General features: G+C 47.9%; 11 protein-coding genes. 8 read left to right on the top strand and 3 right to left on the bottom strand.

What is annotated here, in order from left to right; all coding sequences use genetic code 11:
- Positions 1 to 52: 52 nt before the first annotated feature.
- Positions 53 to 1,318 carry a phosphoribosylamine--glycine ligase gene (purD, locus tag ACO08K_RS00960; protein WP_421794513.1) on the bottom strand — a complete coding sequence of 422 codons (1,266 nt, stop codon included), beginning with the start codon at positions 1,316 to 1,318 and terminating at the stop codon, positions 53 to 55.
- A gap of 149 nt (positions 1,319 to 1,467) precedes the next feature.
- Here purD and ruvA point away from each other — a divergent pair, with 149 nt between their 5' ends.
- The 4 genes from ruvA (at position 1,468) to ACO08K_RS00940 (ending at position 11,221) form a co-directional block, all read left to right on the top strand.
- Positions 1,468 to 2,058: a Holliday junction branch migration protein RuvA gene (gene ruvA, locus ACO08K_RS00955; RefSeq protein WP_421794512.1), complete on the top strand. Its 591-nt coding sequence runs from the start codon at positions 1,468 to 1,470 to the stop codon at positions 2,056 to 2,058.
- Between the two features lie 284 nt (positions 2,059 to 2,342).
- On the top strand, positions 2,343 to 9,725 hold the full coding sequence (sprA, locus tag ACO08K_RS00950; RefSeq protein ID WP_421794511.1) for a cell surface protein SprA: 7,383 nt from the start codon (positions 2,343 to 2,345) through the stop codon (positions 9,723 to 9,725).
- A gap of 160 nt (positions 9,726 to 9,885) precedes the next feature.
- Positions 9,886 to 10,650, top strand: coding sequence for a hypothetical protein (locus tag ACO08K_RS00945; protein ID WP_421794510.1), 765 nt, complete (start codon positions 9,886 to 9,888; stop codon positions 10,648 to 10,650).
- A gap of 16 nt (positions 10,651 to 10,666) precedes the next feature.
- On the top strand, positions 10,667 to 11,221 hold the full coding sequence (locus tag ACO08K_RS00940) for a hypothetical protein (protein WP_421794509.1): 555 nt from the start codon (positions 10,667 to 10,669) through the stop codon (positions 11,219 to 11,221).
- A 298-nt stretch (positions 11,222 to 11,519) separates the two neighbouring features.
- Here the strand turns inward: ACO08K_RS00940 and cysM are convergent, their stop codons facing one another.
- Both cysM and epsC read right to left on the bottom strand, forming a co-directional pair.
- Positions 11,520 to 12,404, bottom strand: coding sequence for a cysteine synthase CysM (gene cysM / locus ACO08K_RS00935; RefSeq protein ID WP_421794508.1), 885 nt, complete (start codon positions 12,402 to 12,404; stop codon positions 11,520 to 11,522).
- Positions 12,405 to 12,406: 2 nt separating this feature from the next.
- Complete coding sequence (epsC, locus tag ACO08K_RS00930; protein ID WP_421794507.1) at positions 12,407 to 13,216, bottom strand: serine O-acetyltransferase EpsC; 810 nt, start codon at positions 13,214 to 13,216, stop codon at positions 12,407 to 12,409.
- Positions 13,217 to 13,369: 153 nt separating this feature from the next.
- Here epsC and ACO08K_RS00925 point away from each other — a divergent pair, with 153 nt between their 5' ends.
- The 4 genes from ACO08K_RS00925 to ACO08K_RS00910 all read left to right on the top strand — a co-directional run bounded on the left by ACO08K_RS00925 (position 13,370) and on the right by ACO08K_RS00910 (position 16,586).
- Positions 13,370 to 14,146, top strand: coding sequence for an enoyl-CoA hydratase-related protein (locus ACO08K_RS00925; protein WP_421794506.1), 777 nt, complete (start codon positions 13,370 to 13,372; stop codon positions 14,144 to 14,146).
- A gap of 9 nt (positions 14,147 to 14,155) precedes the next feature.
- Positions 14,156 to 15,238: a methylmalonyl Co-A mutase-associated GTPase MeaB gene (gene meaB, locus ACO08K_RS00920; RefSeq protein ID WP_421794505.1), complete on the top strand. Its 1,083-nt coding sequence runs from the start codon at positions 14,156 to 14,158 to the stop codon at positions 15,236 to 15,238.
- A 192-nt stretch (positions 15,239 to 15,430) separates the two neighbouring features.
- Positions 15,431 to 16,021: a LemA family protein gene (locus ACO08K_RS00915; RefSeq protein ID WP_421794504.1), complete on the top strand. Its 591-nt coding sequence runs from the start codon at positions 15,431 to 15,433 to the stop codon at positions 16,019 to 16,021.
- A 124-nt stretch (positions 16,022 to 16,145) separates the two neighbouring features.
- Positions 16,146 to 16,586 carry a TPM domain-containing protein gene (locus tag ACO08K_RS00910; RefSeq protein ID WP_421794503.1) on the top strand — a complete coding sequence of 147 codons (441 nt, stop codon included), beginning with the start codon at positions 16,146 to 16,148 and terminating at the stop codon, positions 16,584 to 16,586.
- Position 16,587 lies beyond the last annotated feature (1 nt).

Genomic DNA, 16,587 nt, shown 5'->3' with positions numbered 1-16,587 from the left:
GCCACAAAGAATCAACTAGTTCTTTGTGGCTTCGTTTCTTTGTGGCTAAATCTTAGTGCAAATCAAACCCAATATCCCGCCGATAATACTTCCCTTCAAACTTGATCACCTCGGCATTGCGATTGGAAAAGACCAGCGCTTCATCAAAATTATCGCCATAGGAGGTCAGCGCAATGACGCGGCCGCCGTTGGTGATGATCTCCGAACCGGCCATTTTTGTTCCAGCCTGGAAAACCATACTACCTCCCACTCGTTCCAAACCGCTGATGACTTTACCTTTTTCGTAGTCACCCGGATAGCCGCCGGATACCAGTATTACTGTAGCCGCTGAACGCGGATCCATCACAATTTTTTGCTGATTCAACGTGCCTTCTTCGGTTGCGATGAAAAGGCTTACCAAATCATTTTGCAAACGGGGCATTACCACCTCGGTTTCGGGGTCCCCCATGCGGCAATTGTACTCGATCACATAAGGCTCATTGCCCACTTTGATCAGGCCAAAAAAGACAAAACCTTTGTACACTATGCCTCGCTTGGCCAGGCCCTCAATCGTGGGGCGGATGATTTTGGATTCTACTTTTTGCATCAATACCTCATCCACAAAAGGCACCGGAGAAACCGCGCCCATCCCACCAGTATTCAAACCTGTATCACCCTCACCAATTCGTTTGTAATCCTTGGCTTCTGGTAAAATGACATAATCCTTGCCATCAGTCAGGGCAAAAACCGAGAATTCGATGCCAGAGAGGAACTGTTCAATAACGACCTTGGCACTAGCTGCGCCAAATTTTCCGCTCAACATCTCCCGCAATTCTTCTTGAGCAGCTTGTAGATCGTCCAAGATGACCACCCCTTTTCCTGCGGCCAAACCATCGGCTTTGAGCACAATGGGCGGAGTTTGGGTCAAAATATAATCCAAGCCTTCCTCTAAAGTTGCAGCGGTAAATTCGCGGTATGCAGCGGTGGGTATGCCCATTTCGAGCATAAATTCTTTGGCAAAAGCCTTGCTACCTTCCAGTTGGGCACCAATCTGTGAAGGGCCAATTACAGGCAAGTTGGGAAAATGATTTTGAAAATAATCATAAATGCCGCGTACCAAAGGCTCCTCCGGTCCAACGACCAGCATGTCGATTCCTTCTTGCTGAACCAAGGCCGCTACTGCTGGAAAATCGTTGGGATCGAGGCTAATATTCGTGCCTAGCTCAGCTGTTCCGGCATTGCCCGGTGCAATCCAAAGGGCTTCACAAAGGGGGCTTTGCCGCAGTTTCCAGGCCAATGCATGCTCTCTTCCTCCACTTCCCAGCAATAGAATTTTCATGGTTTTTCCGATTTTGGCCGCAAAAATAAGAATTTAAAAGGGAATCTGTTGATTTGCTCTAGAGTTAATTTGTTGAGTGGAAATCTATAAAAATACTAATTTTGCCGCCGATTTCGTCAGCAAATCAATTCATTAGCAGCTTTACCATTATGATTACATACTTGAGAGGAGACATCACCCAAAGGACACCAACTTACGTAGTCGTAGATGTCAATGGGGTGGGCTATTTGGTGCACATTAGCCTGAATACCTATAGCCAGATTGAGAAAAAAGATGAGGTAAAAATTCTAACCCATCTCCACATCAAAGAAGACAGCCATACGCTGTACGGTTTTGCAGACGAGGCCGAACGTAGCCTTTTTCGTCACCTGATTTCGGTCAGTGGGGTGGGCCCAAATACCGCTCAAATTGTACTGTCCTCGCTTAGTGCTGATGAATTGCGTGCCGCCATCATCGGTGAACAGGAACAGGTTTTCCGCGCCGTAAAAGGCATCGGCCCAAAAATGGCCAAGCGGATCATTCTGGACTTAAAAGACAAATTGGTGAAAGATTCCGGCGATTTGCCATTAACATTTCCTTCACAAAACAATACTATCCGGGAAGAGGCGTTATCTGCATTGGTAGCGTTGGGCTTCCAGAAGATAGCGGTACAAAAAGTCCTGAATCATCTCCTGAAAGACCAGGCCATCCAAAGTGTGGAGCAGCTTATCAAGCTCGCTCTCAGAGAGCTATCTGCATAAAAAAAGGGCATTAGGGTTCCAGGGTTCAAGTGTTCCAAGGTTCCAGGGTTGGGTTTGCAAAAACGCTTTAATCCTGAATTTTGGGAGCCTTTAACCTCAGAGCGCTCCCCCTTACCTCCCAAAGACGCACCTAAGCTATTTCCGGAAAACCGATTTTTTGGTTCCTGGGCCCTAAAGCACCAGCGTTCCATGACACTTGTTCTACTACAGGGTCTTAGAACGATGAAACTTTGGAACTCTTGAACCCCGAACCGTTATTATCCCGTGTGCAGCAGTTTGTTAATATGAATAAGACAATTTTACCATTCAGCTTGTTGTTAGGAATTGCCGTTACCCTGAGCGCGGTAGACGTAACCTATCATCCGACATTCAAATTTGGCACCAGGCCTGGCCGGAAAAGCAGTGCTGCTTTGACCGACACCGTGCCGATCAAGGACCGCAAAGACAATTTTATCAATGCGCCCAAAACCAATCCCTTTGACATCAAGGACCCTAAGGCCATTGATAAAAAAGTGGAATACGACCCTAATTCGGGAAACTACCTCATCGAAGAGCGCATTGGTGAGGATTTTTTCCGCCCACCCTCATACATGACTTTTGATGAGTACACCAAGTACCGTCAAAAACAGGACGAAGCGTCTTATTTCCGCGAATTGTCCTCCAAGACCAGAGGCAAAAAGGATGACAAAAATCCATTGGATCCCTTCAGCAAAATCGACATCAAAAAAGATTTGATCGATCGTTTGTTTGGGGGAAATACCATCGACATCAAGCCACAAGGTAACGTCGACCTCACCTTTGGTTACGACTACCAACGCCTCGAAAACCCCATCCTGAACCTGCGCCAACGCGATCAGTTCCTGTTCGATTTTGACATGAACATTCAAATGAACGTGCAGGGAAAAATTGGGGAAAAGCTCAACCTCAATACCAATTACAATACGGGTGCAGCTTTTGATTTTGACCAGGTGATCAAATTGAACTATGACAGTCAAAAATTTGGAGAGGACGATATCCTGAAAAAAATCGAGGCAGGTAACGTGAGTATGCCCCTGCGAGGAACCCTGATTCAGGGCGCCCAAAGCCTTTTCGGGATCAAAACCGAACTCCAGTTTGGCCACTTGCGCCTGACGGGTCTGGTCTCTCAACAAAAATCGGAGCGCAAAAACATCCAGATTCAGGGCGGTAGCCAACAACAGGAATTTGATGTCAAGGCTGACGAATACGACGAAAACCGGCACTTCTTGCTTTCGCACTACAACCGCGAAGTATTCGAACCTTCCCTGGAGAACTTACCCCAAATCCGCTCCTTGTTCAAGTTGGAAAACATCGAAGTATGGATCACCAACGACCGCAACGAGGTGGATAACGTACGCGACATCGTAGCCATGGCCGACTTAGGCGAAGGCCGCGAAGAATGGTTGGTCAACAACAACTCCGTTGACATTCGCCCCGGAGCACCTAAAGACATCACCGGGATTCCACTGCCCGACAACCGCGCCAACAACCTCTACGACCGGGTGATTGGGCAAGGTGACGCGCGTGCCATCGAAAAATCGATCAGTACCCTGCAAAGCCAATTCGGCATGGTGCCAACCCGCGACTTTGAAAAGGTAACCGCGCGTAAGTTGAAACCAACCGAATATACAGTTCACCCTGAGTTGGGCTTTATTTCCTTGCGCATCAACGTATTGCCCGACCAAACCGTGGGCGTAGCCTACCAATATACCTACAATGGCCGGTCCTATAAAGTAGGGGAATTGTCCAACAACTCCGAAAACATTCGTCCCGACTCTTCGCTGAACGTGTTGTATGTCAAATTGCTCAAAAGCACCATCCAACGCACCGACGTAGCTACCTGGGACCTGATGATGAAAAACATCTACCCTACTGGTGCCGTTCAGGTAGATCAAAAGGAATTCCGCCTGGACATTTATTATGAAGATCCAGGTAAAGGGGTAAAACGTTTTTTACCTGAAACCAATTTGCAAGGTGTGCCACTGTTGCGCGTATTCAACGTGGATGTACTGAACATTCAGGGTGACCCGCAGCCGGATGGGGTCTTTGACTTTGTGCCGGATCTGACCATCAACACCAACACTGGACGCATCATGTTCCCGGTTTTGGAGCCCTTTGGTTCGTCCCTCCTCAAAAAAATCAAGGATACTCCGACGGATATCGCCAATAAGTACATCTATCAGGAATTGTACGACTCGACTTTGTTCCGGGCACAGGAATTCCAGGAGAAAAACCGTTACGTGATCAAGGGTACCTATAAATCGAGTGTTTCTTCTGAAATCTCTCTGGGGGCCTTTAACATTCCGCAAGGATCGGTCAAAGTGAGTGGTGGTGGCCAACAACTCGTGGAAGGCCGCGACTACGAAATCGACTACAACCTGGGGCGTTTGCGCATCCTCAACGACGCCATCCTGGCTTCGGGCGCTCAAATTAACGTTTCCCTGGAAGACAATACCCTTTTTGGTTTCCAAAACCGGAGTATGTTGGGTTTACGTGCCGATTACGAAATTGACAAAAACTTCAATATCGGTGCAACCATCATGAAGCTCTGGGAGCGGCCATTTACCCAAAAAGTAAACATCGGAGAAGACCCCATCAACAACAACGTTTATGGCCTTGATGTCAACTTCAAAAGGGACGCACCCTGGTTGACCAAAGCCCTAGATGCCATCCCTTTTCTTTCAACCAAGGCACCTTCCAGCATCAGTTTCACCGGTGAATTGGCAGCCATCCGGCCCGGTCACGCCAAAGCAATCAACCAAAACCGCAAGGACAAAGGTGGGGTCGTGTATGTGGACGACTTTGAAGGAGCCAACAATACCTTCGACCTGCGCCAGCCAGTGATCAACTGGTACCTGGCCAGTGCACCTCAGGATCCAACCCCTGGTAACCCTGCTGCGCGCCCGGAAGCACTGTTCCGTGACGATGTAACCTATGGCTACAACCGGGCCAAATTGAGCTGGTACCGCATCGACAACTTTGGTATTCGTTCTGGGCAGCAGGACAACGTCAACCCTTACACCAGGGTTATTCCACAAAACGAAGTATTCCCTAACCGCCAATTGCAGCTGACTGAATTGCCCAATATTCAAACTCTGGATATGGTCTTTAATCCCGAAGAACGGGGACCTTACAACTTTGAACAACCCAACGGTAGTGCTTTTTCCAAGGGTTTGGCATTTGTAGGTGGAGAAACTTTACTGAAGGATCCTAAATCTCGTTGGGGGGGGATGATGCGGGCCTTGACAACCAATGACTTTCAAGCCGCCAACATCGAATTCCTTGAATTTTGGATGCTTAGCCCCTTCCTCAGTGAAGAAGGCACTTCCATGGTTACCCCAGCACCTGATGCTGATAAAAAACAGGGCTACCTGACTTTCCAGTTGGGTAACATTTCCGAAGATATCCTTAAAGACGGTTTGCGTTTTTTTGAAAATGGTTTGCCCAGTAACTTCAACAAAGATCGCCGCACCAAAGAAACTTCCTGGTCAAAAGTACCCCTCACCCAGCAGGTTACCGCCGCTTTTGACAATGATACCACTTCGCGCCGTTTGCAGGACGTTGGTCTGGATGGCTTAAGCGATGCAGGTGAACGGGCAAAATTTGCACCCTGGTTGAATGCTATCCGCGCCGTGAATACCAATGCCGCAGCCCGTCTGGAGCAAGACCCTTCTGGTGACAACTTCCGCTTTTGGAATGACCCCAGCTTCCCATCCAACGTGGACGTAGTTACCCGTTACCGCGACTTCAACAACCCGGAAGGCAACTCTGAAACCAACACCAGCCGCCAAAGCCAAAGTTCTTCCACCAACAACCCCGATGCGGAAGACCTCAACTACGACAACACGCTCAACGAAACGGAAGCTTATTTTCAATACCGCATTCCGATTTTCCATGATAAAAATAATCCAGGAGAGCTTAATCAGGATTCTGCCAGACTGCGCGATGGTGGGGTGAAACTTATTACCGACCGCATCGAAAAAGATGGCCGGGTCTGGTACCGTTTCCGCATGCCCCTGAGCCAGTTCGACCGGGCTGTTGGGGGGATTCGAGATTTTCGCTCCATTCGTTTTATGCGGATTCTCCTCGATGGTTTTGAAACCCAGGTCAACTTCCGTTTTGCCACCATGGAATTTGTGCGCAACCAGTGGCGGAAATACACCCAGGACTTATCTCCCGATGTCAACTCTCCTTGTAGCATTGACGCAGGAACTGTTTTTGAGGTAGACGCGGTTAACATCGAAGAAAACACTGATCCAAGTAAGGCTCGTCCATTTGGTTACGTACTGCCCGCTGGTATCCAACGTGAACAATCCGTCGGTGGAGTCATCAATACCTTGCAAAACGAACAGTCGCTTTCTTTAACCTTGCAAAACTTGTGTGAAGGCGACGAACGAGCCGTATTCAAAAACATTGGACTGGATATGCGGGTGTACGAACGATTCAAAATGTTTGTCCATGCTGAAGATTTCGACTCTGAAAATCCCCGCGACTCCTCGGGTTTGCGCATCTTCGTGCGTTTGGGCAGTGATTTTAAGAACAACTATTACGAGTACGAAATTCCAATGGTTTTTTCAGATGCGAGCAAATTACCGAGAGACACCATCAGAAACTTCAATCCGGCAATTTTACCAGGTTACAAGGAAGAAGTTTGGAAGGTGCAAAATGAATTTGATTTTGCATTAGCAGACCTGCGCCAAGCGAAAGAAGAACGAAATGACAAGGCCATCAATTTGGACGAAGAATACGTTAAGCGAATTGAAGTGACCTTGGAGAATGGGGAAAAAGTGCTGCGCTGGATCAAAGTACGAGGAAATCCCAACCTGGGAAATGCAAAAACGGTAATGATTGGTATTCGGAATCCTTTGGGGGGCGAATCTAACCCCGTTGGCGCCGTAGTTTGGGCCAATGAAATGCGCCTCACTGGTCTCGATGAGCGGGGTGGGGTAGCAGGTATTGCCCGCATGGACATCCAAATGGCCGACTTGGGCAACGTAACCGTGGCTGGTAATTTTGGAACCATTGGCTATGGTGCCATCGACCAAAAAGTACAACAGCGTAGCCGTTTTGACAACTCCGGTTTCGACATCGCGGGTAACCTCGAATTGAATAAGTTTTTGCCTAAGGATTGGAACTTGCGTCTGCCTTTTTATGCCCAATACTCCCGTAGTGTCGAAACGCCAGAATTCGACCCTTACGACCTGGATGTGATTTTGAAGGAAAAAATCCGCAAAACGGATAACGCCACCGTGCGTGACTCGATCGAACGGACTACTCGCGAAATCAGCACCGTAAAAAGTTACAACTTCACCAATGTGCGCAAAGAGCGTGGTGGCCAAAACCAGAGCAAACCGATGCCCTGGGATATTTCCAACGTATCGCTGAGTTATGGTTATACAGAAACAGAACGCAGTGACCCCTTTATCGAAAGTGATGAAATTCAGAAATACAACGCTGGGGTCAATTACCAGTTCAGTACTCAGACCAAGTACATTCAGCCTTTGAAAAAACTCAAGGGCAGTGCACTCAAGCTGATCTCCGAACTCAACTTCAATCCACTCCCCAGCTCCTTTACTTTTAGTTCTTTGATGGATCGACAGTTCCAGACCACCAAATACCGCTTTACCGATCTGGATCCCAAGTATAGCACCTTCTTCAACAAACGATTCCTTTGGGGGCGTGACTACAACTTACAATGGGATTTCACCAAGGGCTTGAAATTCAACTTCAACGCAGCCAACGACGCGGTGATCGACGAACCCGATGAATCGGAATTGCGCGAGCGCGGCCTGCCCTTGGCGGAGCAAAACCGCTACCGTCGGGACAGCATCTGGAGCAACGTCAAAAACCTGGGGCGGACCAAAAACTACCAGCACGAGTTTACGCTCAACTACACCGTGCCAACCAAGCTGATCCCCTACATGGAATGGGTGGGCATCAAAGGGCAATACCGGGGCAACTACGGCTGGACCGCAGCAGCCCTGAATACTGACTCACTGGGTAACGTGATCCAAAACGGCCAGAACATCCAGGCCAACGCCGACTTCAACTTTGACCAGTTGTACAATAAAATCCCTTTCTTGCGGAAAATTGAACAAGTGTCCCGCTCGGGAGGATCCACTCAGGAACGTCGTAGTACCCAGGGAGAAGATAAGGATAAAGAGAAAAAAGGCAGTGCAGAATTGTCTCCAGGGTTGAAACTGATCTTGCGGCCCTTGTTGTCCTTGCGCAAAGCTCGCTTCAATTACTCCGAGCAGCACAATACGGTAGTGCCAGGTTATACTCCGGCTTCCCGTTTGTTGGGGATGAACCAGTTCAATTCCCCAGGCTGGGATTTTGTAGCAGGTGTGCAACCGCGCATCGCCAAATTGCGGGAAGATGAATACGGTACCGAAAAAGACTGGTTGGCCAAATCGGCGAACCAGGGCTGGATGTCGAGTAGTGTGTTCCAAAACCGCGAAGTAACCCAGCTATCCACTCAAAACTGGGATGCCCGCGTGACCATCGAACCCTTCCGCGACATGCGTCTCGACCTGGACATCAGCCGTAGTTATACCCAGAACCATTCGCAGTACTTCAAGGATACTTTGTTGGACAACAACACCCGCTTTGTACACGCTATCCCTCAGGATGTGGGTACTTTGACGATGTCTTATTCAGCACTCAAAACCTTGTTCAAAGGTGATACTGCCGATTTGCGCACCCTCTTCAAAACGTTTGAGGACAATCGGGTCATCATTTCGCAGCGTTTGGGCAATGGTGAGCACGTGGATACAACCCTGGCTCAACAAGGCTATACCTTTGGTTATGGGCGTACCCAGCAGGAGGTGTTGATTCCGGCATTTTTGGCCGCTTATACCGGACAAGACGCCCGGGGCGTCAATTTGAATTTGTTTGAATTGCTCCCACAAGTCAACTGGCGCTTTACCTACAATGGTCTAAGCCGTTTGCCTTTCTTTAAGGAGTATTTCCAGAGTTTCAGTTTGACGCATGGTTACAAGTCCGCTTTGACCATCAATACGTTCAACACAGGTTTGGACTTCCTGCGCACCCGTGATCAGGGCTTCCTCAACGAGTTGAACAACAACTTCTACCCACGCCTGGAAGTACCCGAATTGGTGATTCAGGAAGGGTTTAACCCGCTGATCGCTGTGAGCGCGGCCATGAAAAATGGCATGACTTTCAACTTCGATTACAAGTTGACCCGAAACCTGGCCATGAGTTTTGTGAGCAACCAGCTGGCAGAAACGCGGCGGAAGGAGATTGTCTTTGGTTTTGGCCACAAAATCAATGATTTCGACATCAGCTCTCTTTTTGGTGGAACCAAAAAGAAAAAACGCCCTGCTCCAAAACCTGCTCCTGGCTCAACTCCTGGTAGTACGGCCATTGCACCGAGAGGTCTGGACTTACAGTTCAACTTCTCCCTCAGCGATGACGTGACCTTCAACCACTTGCTCGATCAAGGGGTACGAGAACCTACACGTGGTAGTTACAACCTGAGCATTTCTCCTTCGGCTGAATACAAACTGAACCAGCGCCTGTCGCTGCGCTTCTTTGTGGATTATCGCCGGAGTGAACCCAAAACCTCTGCGGGTTATCCAAGAACGGATTCTTCGGGTGGGGTAGTGGTGCGATTTGCGTTGCAGTAATTTTTTAAGCGAAAAGCGAAAAGCGAAAAGCGAAAAGTATTTTTTCAATACTGGTTGCTGAGGCTTTTCGCTTTTTTATTTTTAGGCTGTAAGGTAGACTTCCGCCCCCCCTGTATCTTTGGGTTTAAACCCTGTTAACACTACCGATAAGTAGCACCAAATGAAAAAAGCTGATTTTCCTTACACGGGTTTTTGGACGAGCTGGTTTTTTGAAGACCCAACTGCAATTGAGTACGAACAATACCTCATTGATCGAATTGCAAGTCCTCAGATTTGCGAAGACATCAAACAAGTTTTACTCATTTTAAAAAAGTACGAGCTTTTGATCCCTACTTATGTTCAAGATCGCCCACGGGGAAAGTTTGAAATAAAGGCCGACAATGTAGAAGATTTTGTGGCTGAACTTGCAGCGTTGATCAAACAACAAAAAATTGATACTGAGATTGAAATCGGAGGGTATGGCGTGGTGTATGATGAAAACAACGAGCCCTTGATTCAAGAGGACTTAATAGGGGTCGCCATTAGATTTTTTCAAAGACAAGTGGTTATCTCAACAACCAAAGGGATTTGGGTGCCTATTTCCATTGCTAAAAACCATGACCTAGATTGGCAAATCGAGTTGGCTCGGAACAATTGTTACCGCCTGGAAGCCTGTTTGCGGGAAATACATGCTGCTTTGGGCATGCAGATGAGCCCTGATGAGGAGGAGATTGACCGGGACAACCCTATTTGGATCAAAGGTTTTCGGCCCTATATCAATCCTTCGATTCTTATTTCTCAGTATAAGCATAGACCCCTTTCGCAACCTTTCAACTTCAGTGAGTTTTTGCTTGAGCAATACCCAATGAAAGAAACAAACATATTGCAATCTTTTGGGGATACAGAATGGCCAATAACCGCTACCAACTCCTCTACGCACAACTAACGATAAATGTTTTGATATGCTTGAATATGAAATAGGTTTTGCCGTAAATAAGTTTGACGGGATAAGTAGAACTTGTAGAAGTGGGCTTTTTTTTAAAGACACAAAATCGCTTTGGGCAAGTGGCATTAACCCCTGCTCTTATGATTACACCTTAACAGTTCTGGAACAACTTGAAAACGTTACTTTAGGAAAAATCCTTGAATTTGAATGGGGTGGGGGAGAAAGGACTTGGTTTATTTCAAAAAAGGAAGTGACGCTTGCCACTGATAACTTTGCTTGGGTTGAGGCTCAAGAATTGCCTACCTCAGAAGTAGTACATATGCTACAAGCAAGAAAGAAACTGATAGAAATTTGGCCCAAAGAAGCAGTTTTTGCGTTGCTTAGCACATCCTTCGAAAGGATAAAAAATGATCCGAACAGTTTTTTGGAAAATGAAGAAGGCCTTCTTTACATATACAAGGCTATTGATATTGGTATTGTTGTAAAATTGGTGCTTCAACAAGAAGATTTTGAATTAACTACAAACGAATACTCGAGCCAACTCAGTTTTAATGCGGAGATGCCTATCTGATAAATTAAACGAAAGCAGATAAAATCACGGAGTGATTGAATCTTGAATAGCCGCGGTCGTCCGCGGTAAAATGCCCAGAGGAATGTTTCACAACCGCGGCAGCGGTTGAACAAAATTAGGCAAAATTCAACAGCTACCGCGGTTGCGAAACTGCTCAAAACCTCTAAGCCCGCGGACGACCTCGGCTATTCAAGATTCAACCGCTACCGCGGTTTGATTTTTCTAAATTCGCGATGATTAATGTTTAGCATAACCATTCGCCCTTTTGTCTGAGGTACACATCATTTGCACCAACATCTCACTTGCCAAACACCCCCGACGACAAATACCGATCTCCCCGATCACAAATGATACACACAATTACAGCCTCGTCCAGTTCCTCCGCCAATTTTGAGGCAGCAGCCACCGCGCCGCCACTACTTACCCCGCCAAAAATGGCGTCTTCCTGGGCCAGTCGGCGCATCATGGCAATGGCTTCATCTTGAGATACATCAATAATGCGGTCCACTCTATCAGCTTCGTAGATTTCGGGCAAAAACTCAGGGGACCAACGGCGGATTCCAGGAATGTTGGAGCCATCCGTGGGTTGCACACCAACGATTTGTACTGCTTCGCTTTGCTCTTTCAGGTAGCGCGAAGTCCCCATGATGGTGCCAGTGGTACCCATGGAGGAAACGAAGTGGGTGACTGTGCCCGCAGTGTCGCGCCAAATTTCGGGGCCAGTGCTGCGGTAGTGTGCACCCCAGTTGTCGGGGTTGGCAAACTGGTTGAGCATGAGGTAGCCGCCCTGGGCCACCATTTCTTCGGCCAGCTCACGGGAGTACTCGATGGTGCGTTCCGCTGGAGTCAGCAATACCTCGGCGCCGAATGCTTCCATGGTTTGTACCCGCTCGGCGGTTGAGTTGTCGGGCATAATCAGGGTAATGTCGACATCAAACAATCGGGCAATCATGGCCAGCGCGATACCGGTGTTGCCACTGGTTGCTTCCACCAAACGAATGCCAGGTTTGAGCTCGCCCCGATCCAGGGCACCTTTGATCATGCCATAGGCGGCGCGATCCTTGACACTACCCCCAGGGTTTTGACCTTCTAATTTTGCGTATACCTTGATGCCTGGTTTCTGAATGACGTGGCGTATTTCCACCAAAGGCGTATTCCCGATCAGGTCTGCTACTGAAGCCATAATTAAACGTTGGATTTTTGCTGGTGACTGTCGTTGGAGCTGTAATACACCCGACTAAAGGGTGGTACACTTTTGGTGACCCATACGTTACCACCGATGATGCTGTTGTTGCCAATCACGGTTTCGCCGCCTAAAATGGTAGCGCCGGAGTAAATCACCACATTGTCTTCAATCGTCGGGTGTCGTTTGGTGGCCGCCAGTTCTTTTTTAACACTCAAAGCCCCAAGGGTAACTCCCTGATAGATTTTTACATTGTTGCCAATGTTTGAGGTGCCCCCAATAACAATTCCGGTACCGTGGTCAATACAGAAATTTTCCCCAATTTCAGCCGAAGGGTGAATGTCCACTCCGGTGCGACTGTGCGCATATTCGGTCAAAATCCGGGGAATGAGCGGAACCCGCATCTCGTACAACTCGTGTGAGAGCCGATACACCGCAATGGCGTAAAACCCAGGGTAGGTACGGATCACTTCCGGCAGATCAGTTGCAGCGGGGTCACCTTTGAGGATGGCCTCCGCGTCCTTGATCAACAACTCGCGAACTTTGGGCAGGCAGGACATAAACTCGCCCTCCAATTCTGGTGCTTTGGTGTGCAAGGTACCATCGGCGGTATCCAGAATTTTATTCAATTCCAATTTGAGCATGTGGTAATGTTGCTCAAATTCACGGGGATTGGCGTAGCGATGGTCTGAAAATTCAGGAAACAAAAGCCCCAAAATGCCGTTGAGCCAGGTTGAAATCGCCGAAGGCGAAGGCATCTGTTGGGCTTGTTGATGCGATTCGTACAATTTTTGAATAAACTGCTTCTCCATGGGAAGAATTTTGTAGCATTAGTCTGGTTTCGAAGGTACAGATAGAACAAGACAAAGCAACAGAAAGTGAAATGAGAAATTCACTTTTTTTCAAAAAATCCTTTTTCCCATAGTACATTTGAAAAGAACAAAGCCGTAATGCAATAAAACCAAATGGAAAGTATCCTTTTTGAAAAAATTGGCCAGGTTGCTCGGGTGATCTTGAATCGGCCTACGGTGTACAACAGTTTGAATCGACCGATGGGTAAAGCCCTTCAGGAGGCGTTGAAAATCTGTGCCAGTGACAACGAAATTCGGGCCGTGTACCTCAGCGGAACGGGCAAGGCTTTTTGCGCAGGGCAGGATCTCAATGAACTACAGGAACCGAACCCGCCCACTTTTGACGAATTATTGGGCGAACACTACAACCCGATTATTTTACAAATCAACAACCTACCCAAACCGGTGGTAGCCGCCGTAAATGGGGTTGCAGCGGGTGCTGGGGCCAATTTGGCCTTGATTTGTGATTTGGTGGTAGCCACTCAATCCGCCAGTTTTATCCAGGCTTTTAGCAAAATCGGGCTGGTGCCAGATAGCGGAGGCAGTTTTACCTTGCCCCGTTTGGTTGGCAAACAGCGGGCGACTGCCTTGATGATGTTGGGTGAAAAAATCAGTGCTACTGAGGCGCGTAATATGGGGATGATTTATGAAGTTTACCCGGATGAAGACTTCACAACTGCCTCCTGGGCGCTAGCAGAAAAACTGGCTGCCATGCCAACTTATGCCTTGGGTTTGATCAAACAAGCCATCCGAGACTCAGACGGTCATTCCTTGGCACAACAATTGCAGTTGGAAATGGAATTGCAGGGGCAGGCAGGGGCAAGTGCTGATTTTGCTGAAGGGGTGCAGGCTTTTTTGGAAAAGCGGCAGCCACAATTTAAAGGCAAGTAGCAGTAACCTATGGCAGATCCAAAAGACCATACCACGCCTTCTGTTCAAAAAGGTATCCCACAACCGGCTTCGCTGAATCCGGGCTGGATACCCAAAACCAGGCGCAAGCTCAGCCAGGCGGACGAATACATCGCGGGTATTCTGAACGGGGATCGGGTCTTGTTGAGTCAGGCCATTACCTTGATTGAGAGCAAACAAACCAGGCATCAGGCTTTGGCTCACGAGATCATCGAAGCCTGTTTGCCGCATAGCGGAAACTCCATTCGCATTGGGATTACCGGGGTACCTGGGGTGGGGAAAAGCACCTTTATCGAAGCCCTCGGACAAAACCTGAGTGCGAATGGCCACAAATTGGCCGTATTGGCCATTGATCCCAGTAGCCAAATCAGCAAAGGCAGCATTCTGGGAGATAAAACCCGGATGGCCAAACTGGCTATCGATCCCAACGTATACATCCGTCCTTCGGCGGCTGGAGAATCCCTCGGCGGGGTGGCCCGCAAAACACGGGAAACCCTGATTTTGTGCGAAGCAGCGGGTTTTGATACCCTCATCATCGAAACGGTCGGAGTAGGTCAATCCGAGGTGGCGGTACACTCTATGGTCGATTTTTTTCTTTTATTGCTACTTCCTGGCGCTGGTGATGAACTTCAGGGCATCAAAAGAGGTATAGTAGAGATGGCAGATCTTATTGCGGTGAACAAAGCGGATGGAGACAATCAGCCGAAAGCCAAACGTGCCGTTGCAGATTACCGCAATGCGCTACACCTTTTTCCGCCCAAAGCCAGCAATTGGACCGTCCAGGTATTGACTTGTTCGGCATTGAGTGGAATGGGGATAACAGAGATATGGGGATTGGTAGAAGAGTTCAGGCGTTTTTCAGAGGCAAATGGCTTTTTTCAGCGCCAGCGTCAGTCTCAGGCTCGTTACTGGCTGCACGAAAGCATCCAGCAGTCTCTGCGGGAGCAATTTTATCAACACCCCCAGGTAAGGGCATTGCTGGAAGAGAAGGAGCTAAGTGTACAGGCACAGAAACAATCGCCCTTTCATGCAGCAGAAGATTTGGTTCGATTGTTTTTAGAATCGAGAAGTTGAGCATCGATGTTGGAAACCTAAACTTTCTCAACTCCTCAACTTCTCAACTATCACAAAAAACTGTACCTTGGTCAAAGCAAAAAAGCCCCAATTCGCCGACAATTTGTAGCAATTGGGAGGAAATTTTTCGGGGACAGTTCTTTTCAATCCAATATTGTTCCAGATTTTGAAAACTTCTAAAAAACCAATACGATGAAGAATTTAGTTAGTGCAGTAGTACTTATCCTCGTGGGACTGATTGCACTTTTGGGAGGTTGCAGTACCTACAACGGAATGGTTAATGCCGACGAAGATGTTGACAATGCATGGGGCAAAGTACAATCTGCTTATCAGCGGCGGGCTGACCTCATCCCCAATTTGGTCAGTACTGTAAAAGGAGTTGCTAATTTTGAAAAAAGTACCCTTACAGCAGTAATTGAAGCTCGTTCGAAAGCAAGCAGCATCACCATTGATCCTGCGAATGCTACCCCCGAACAATTGGCTGCTTTTCAACAAGCTCAAGGTGGAATTTCCCAATCCCTCGGGCGCTTGATGGTGATCGCGGAGCAATATCCCGAGCTCAAGGCCAATCAGTCGTTTTTGGAACTCCAATCACAACTGGAAGGTACTGAAAACCGCATCAAAGTGGCACGAGACAATTACAACGATGTATCTACGGCCTACAATAAAAAAGTCCGTCGTTTTCCAGCCAGTCTCATTGCAGGTATGGCAGGCTTCAAACAAAAGTCTCAATTCCAGGCAGAGCAGAATGCACAGGATGCTCCGGATGTAAAATTTGACTAAAAGTTTAGGAGGTTGAGGGAGGTTGAGAAAGTTTAGGCTGCCGCGAGCGACATGAGCGCTCACATCCAATTTAGCAGCTCAACCTTCTCAACCATCTCAACCTTTCTCAACTCAACGCGCCATTATGATCAAATTTCTGTCCTCCGACGAAGAAAAGCGTGTTATCGACTGCATCAAAGAAGCAGAAGGGGCAACGACCGGTGAAATTCGCGTGCATTTACAAGGTAAAGTTCACAAAACAGCCTGGGAAGATGCGCTTGGAGTATTTGACCGCCTCAAAATGGCCAATACCCAGGATCGAAATGGGGTGTTGATTTTTATCGTACCTAAAGATCATCAGTTGGTTATAATCGGCGACAAGGGGATTCACGATCGGGTGATGAACCATTTTTGGGTAGGTGTACGTGATGAAATGCTAAAACACTTCCGCAACAAGGATTTTGCTGAAGGCTTGTGCACAGGTGTGCGCCTCATTGGTGCCAAACTACACAAACATTTCCCTGCTCAAGCCGGAGATGAAGAAAACCCGAACGAACTACCAGATGATATTTCCTACGACATGTAGG

The sequence above is a fragment of the Haliscomenobacter sp. genome, assembly GCF_965225875.1.
Taxonomy (GTDB): domain Bacteria; phylum Bacteroidota; class Bacteroidia; order Chitinophagales; family Saprospiraceae; genus Haliscomenobacter.
This window is presented reverse-complemented; position numbering and strand designations above follow the sequence as displayed.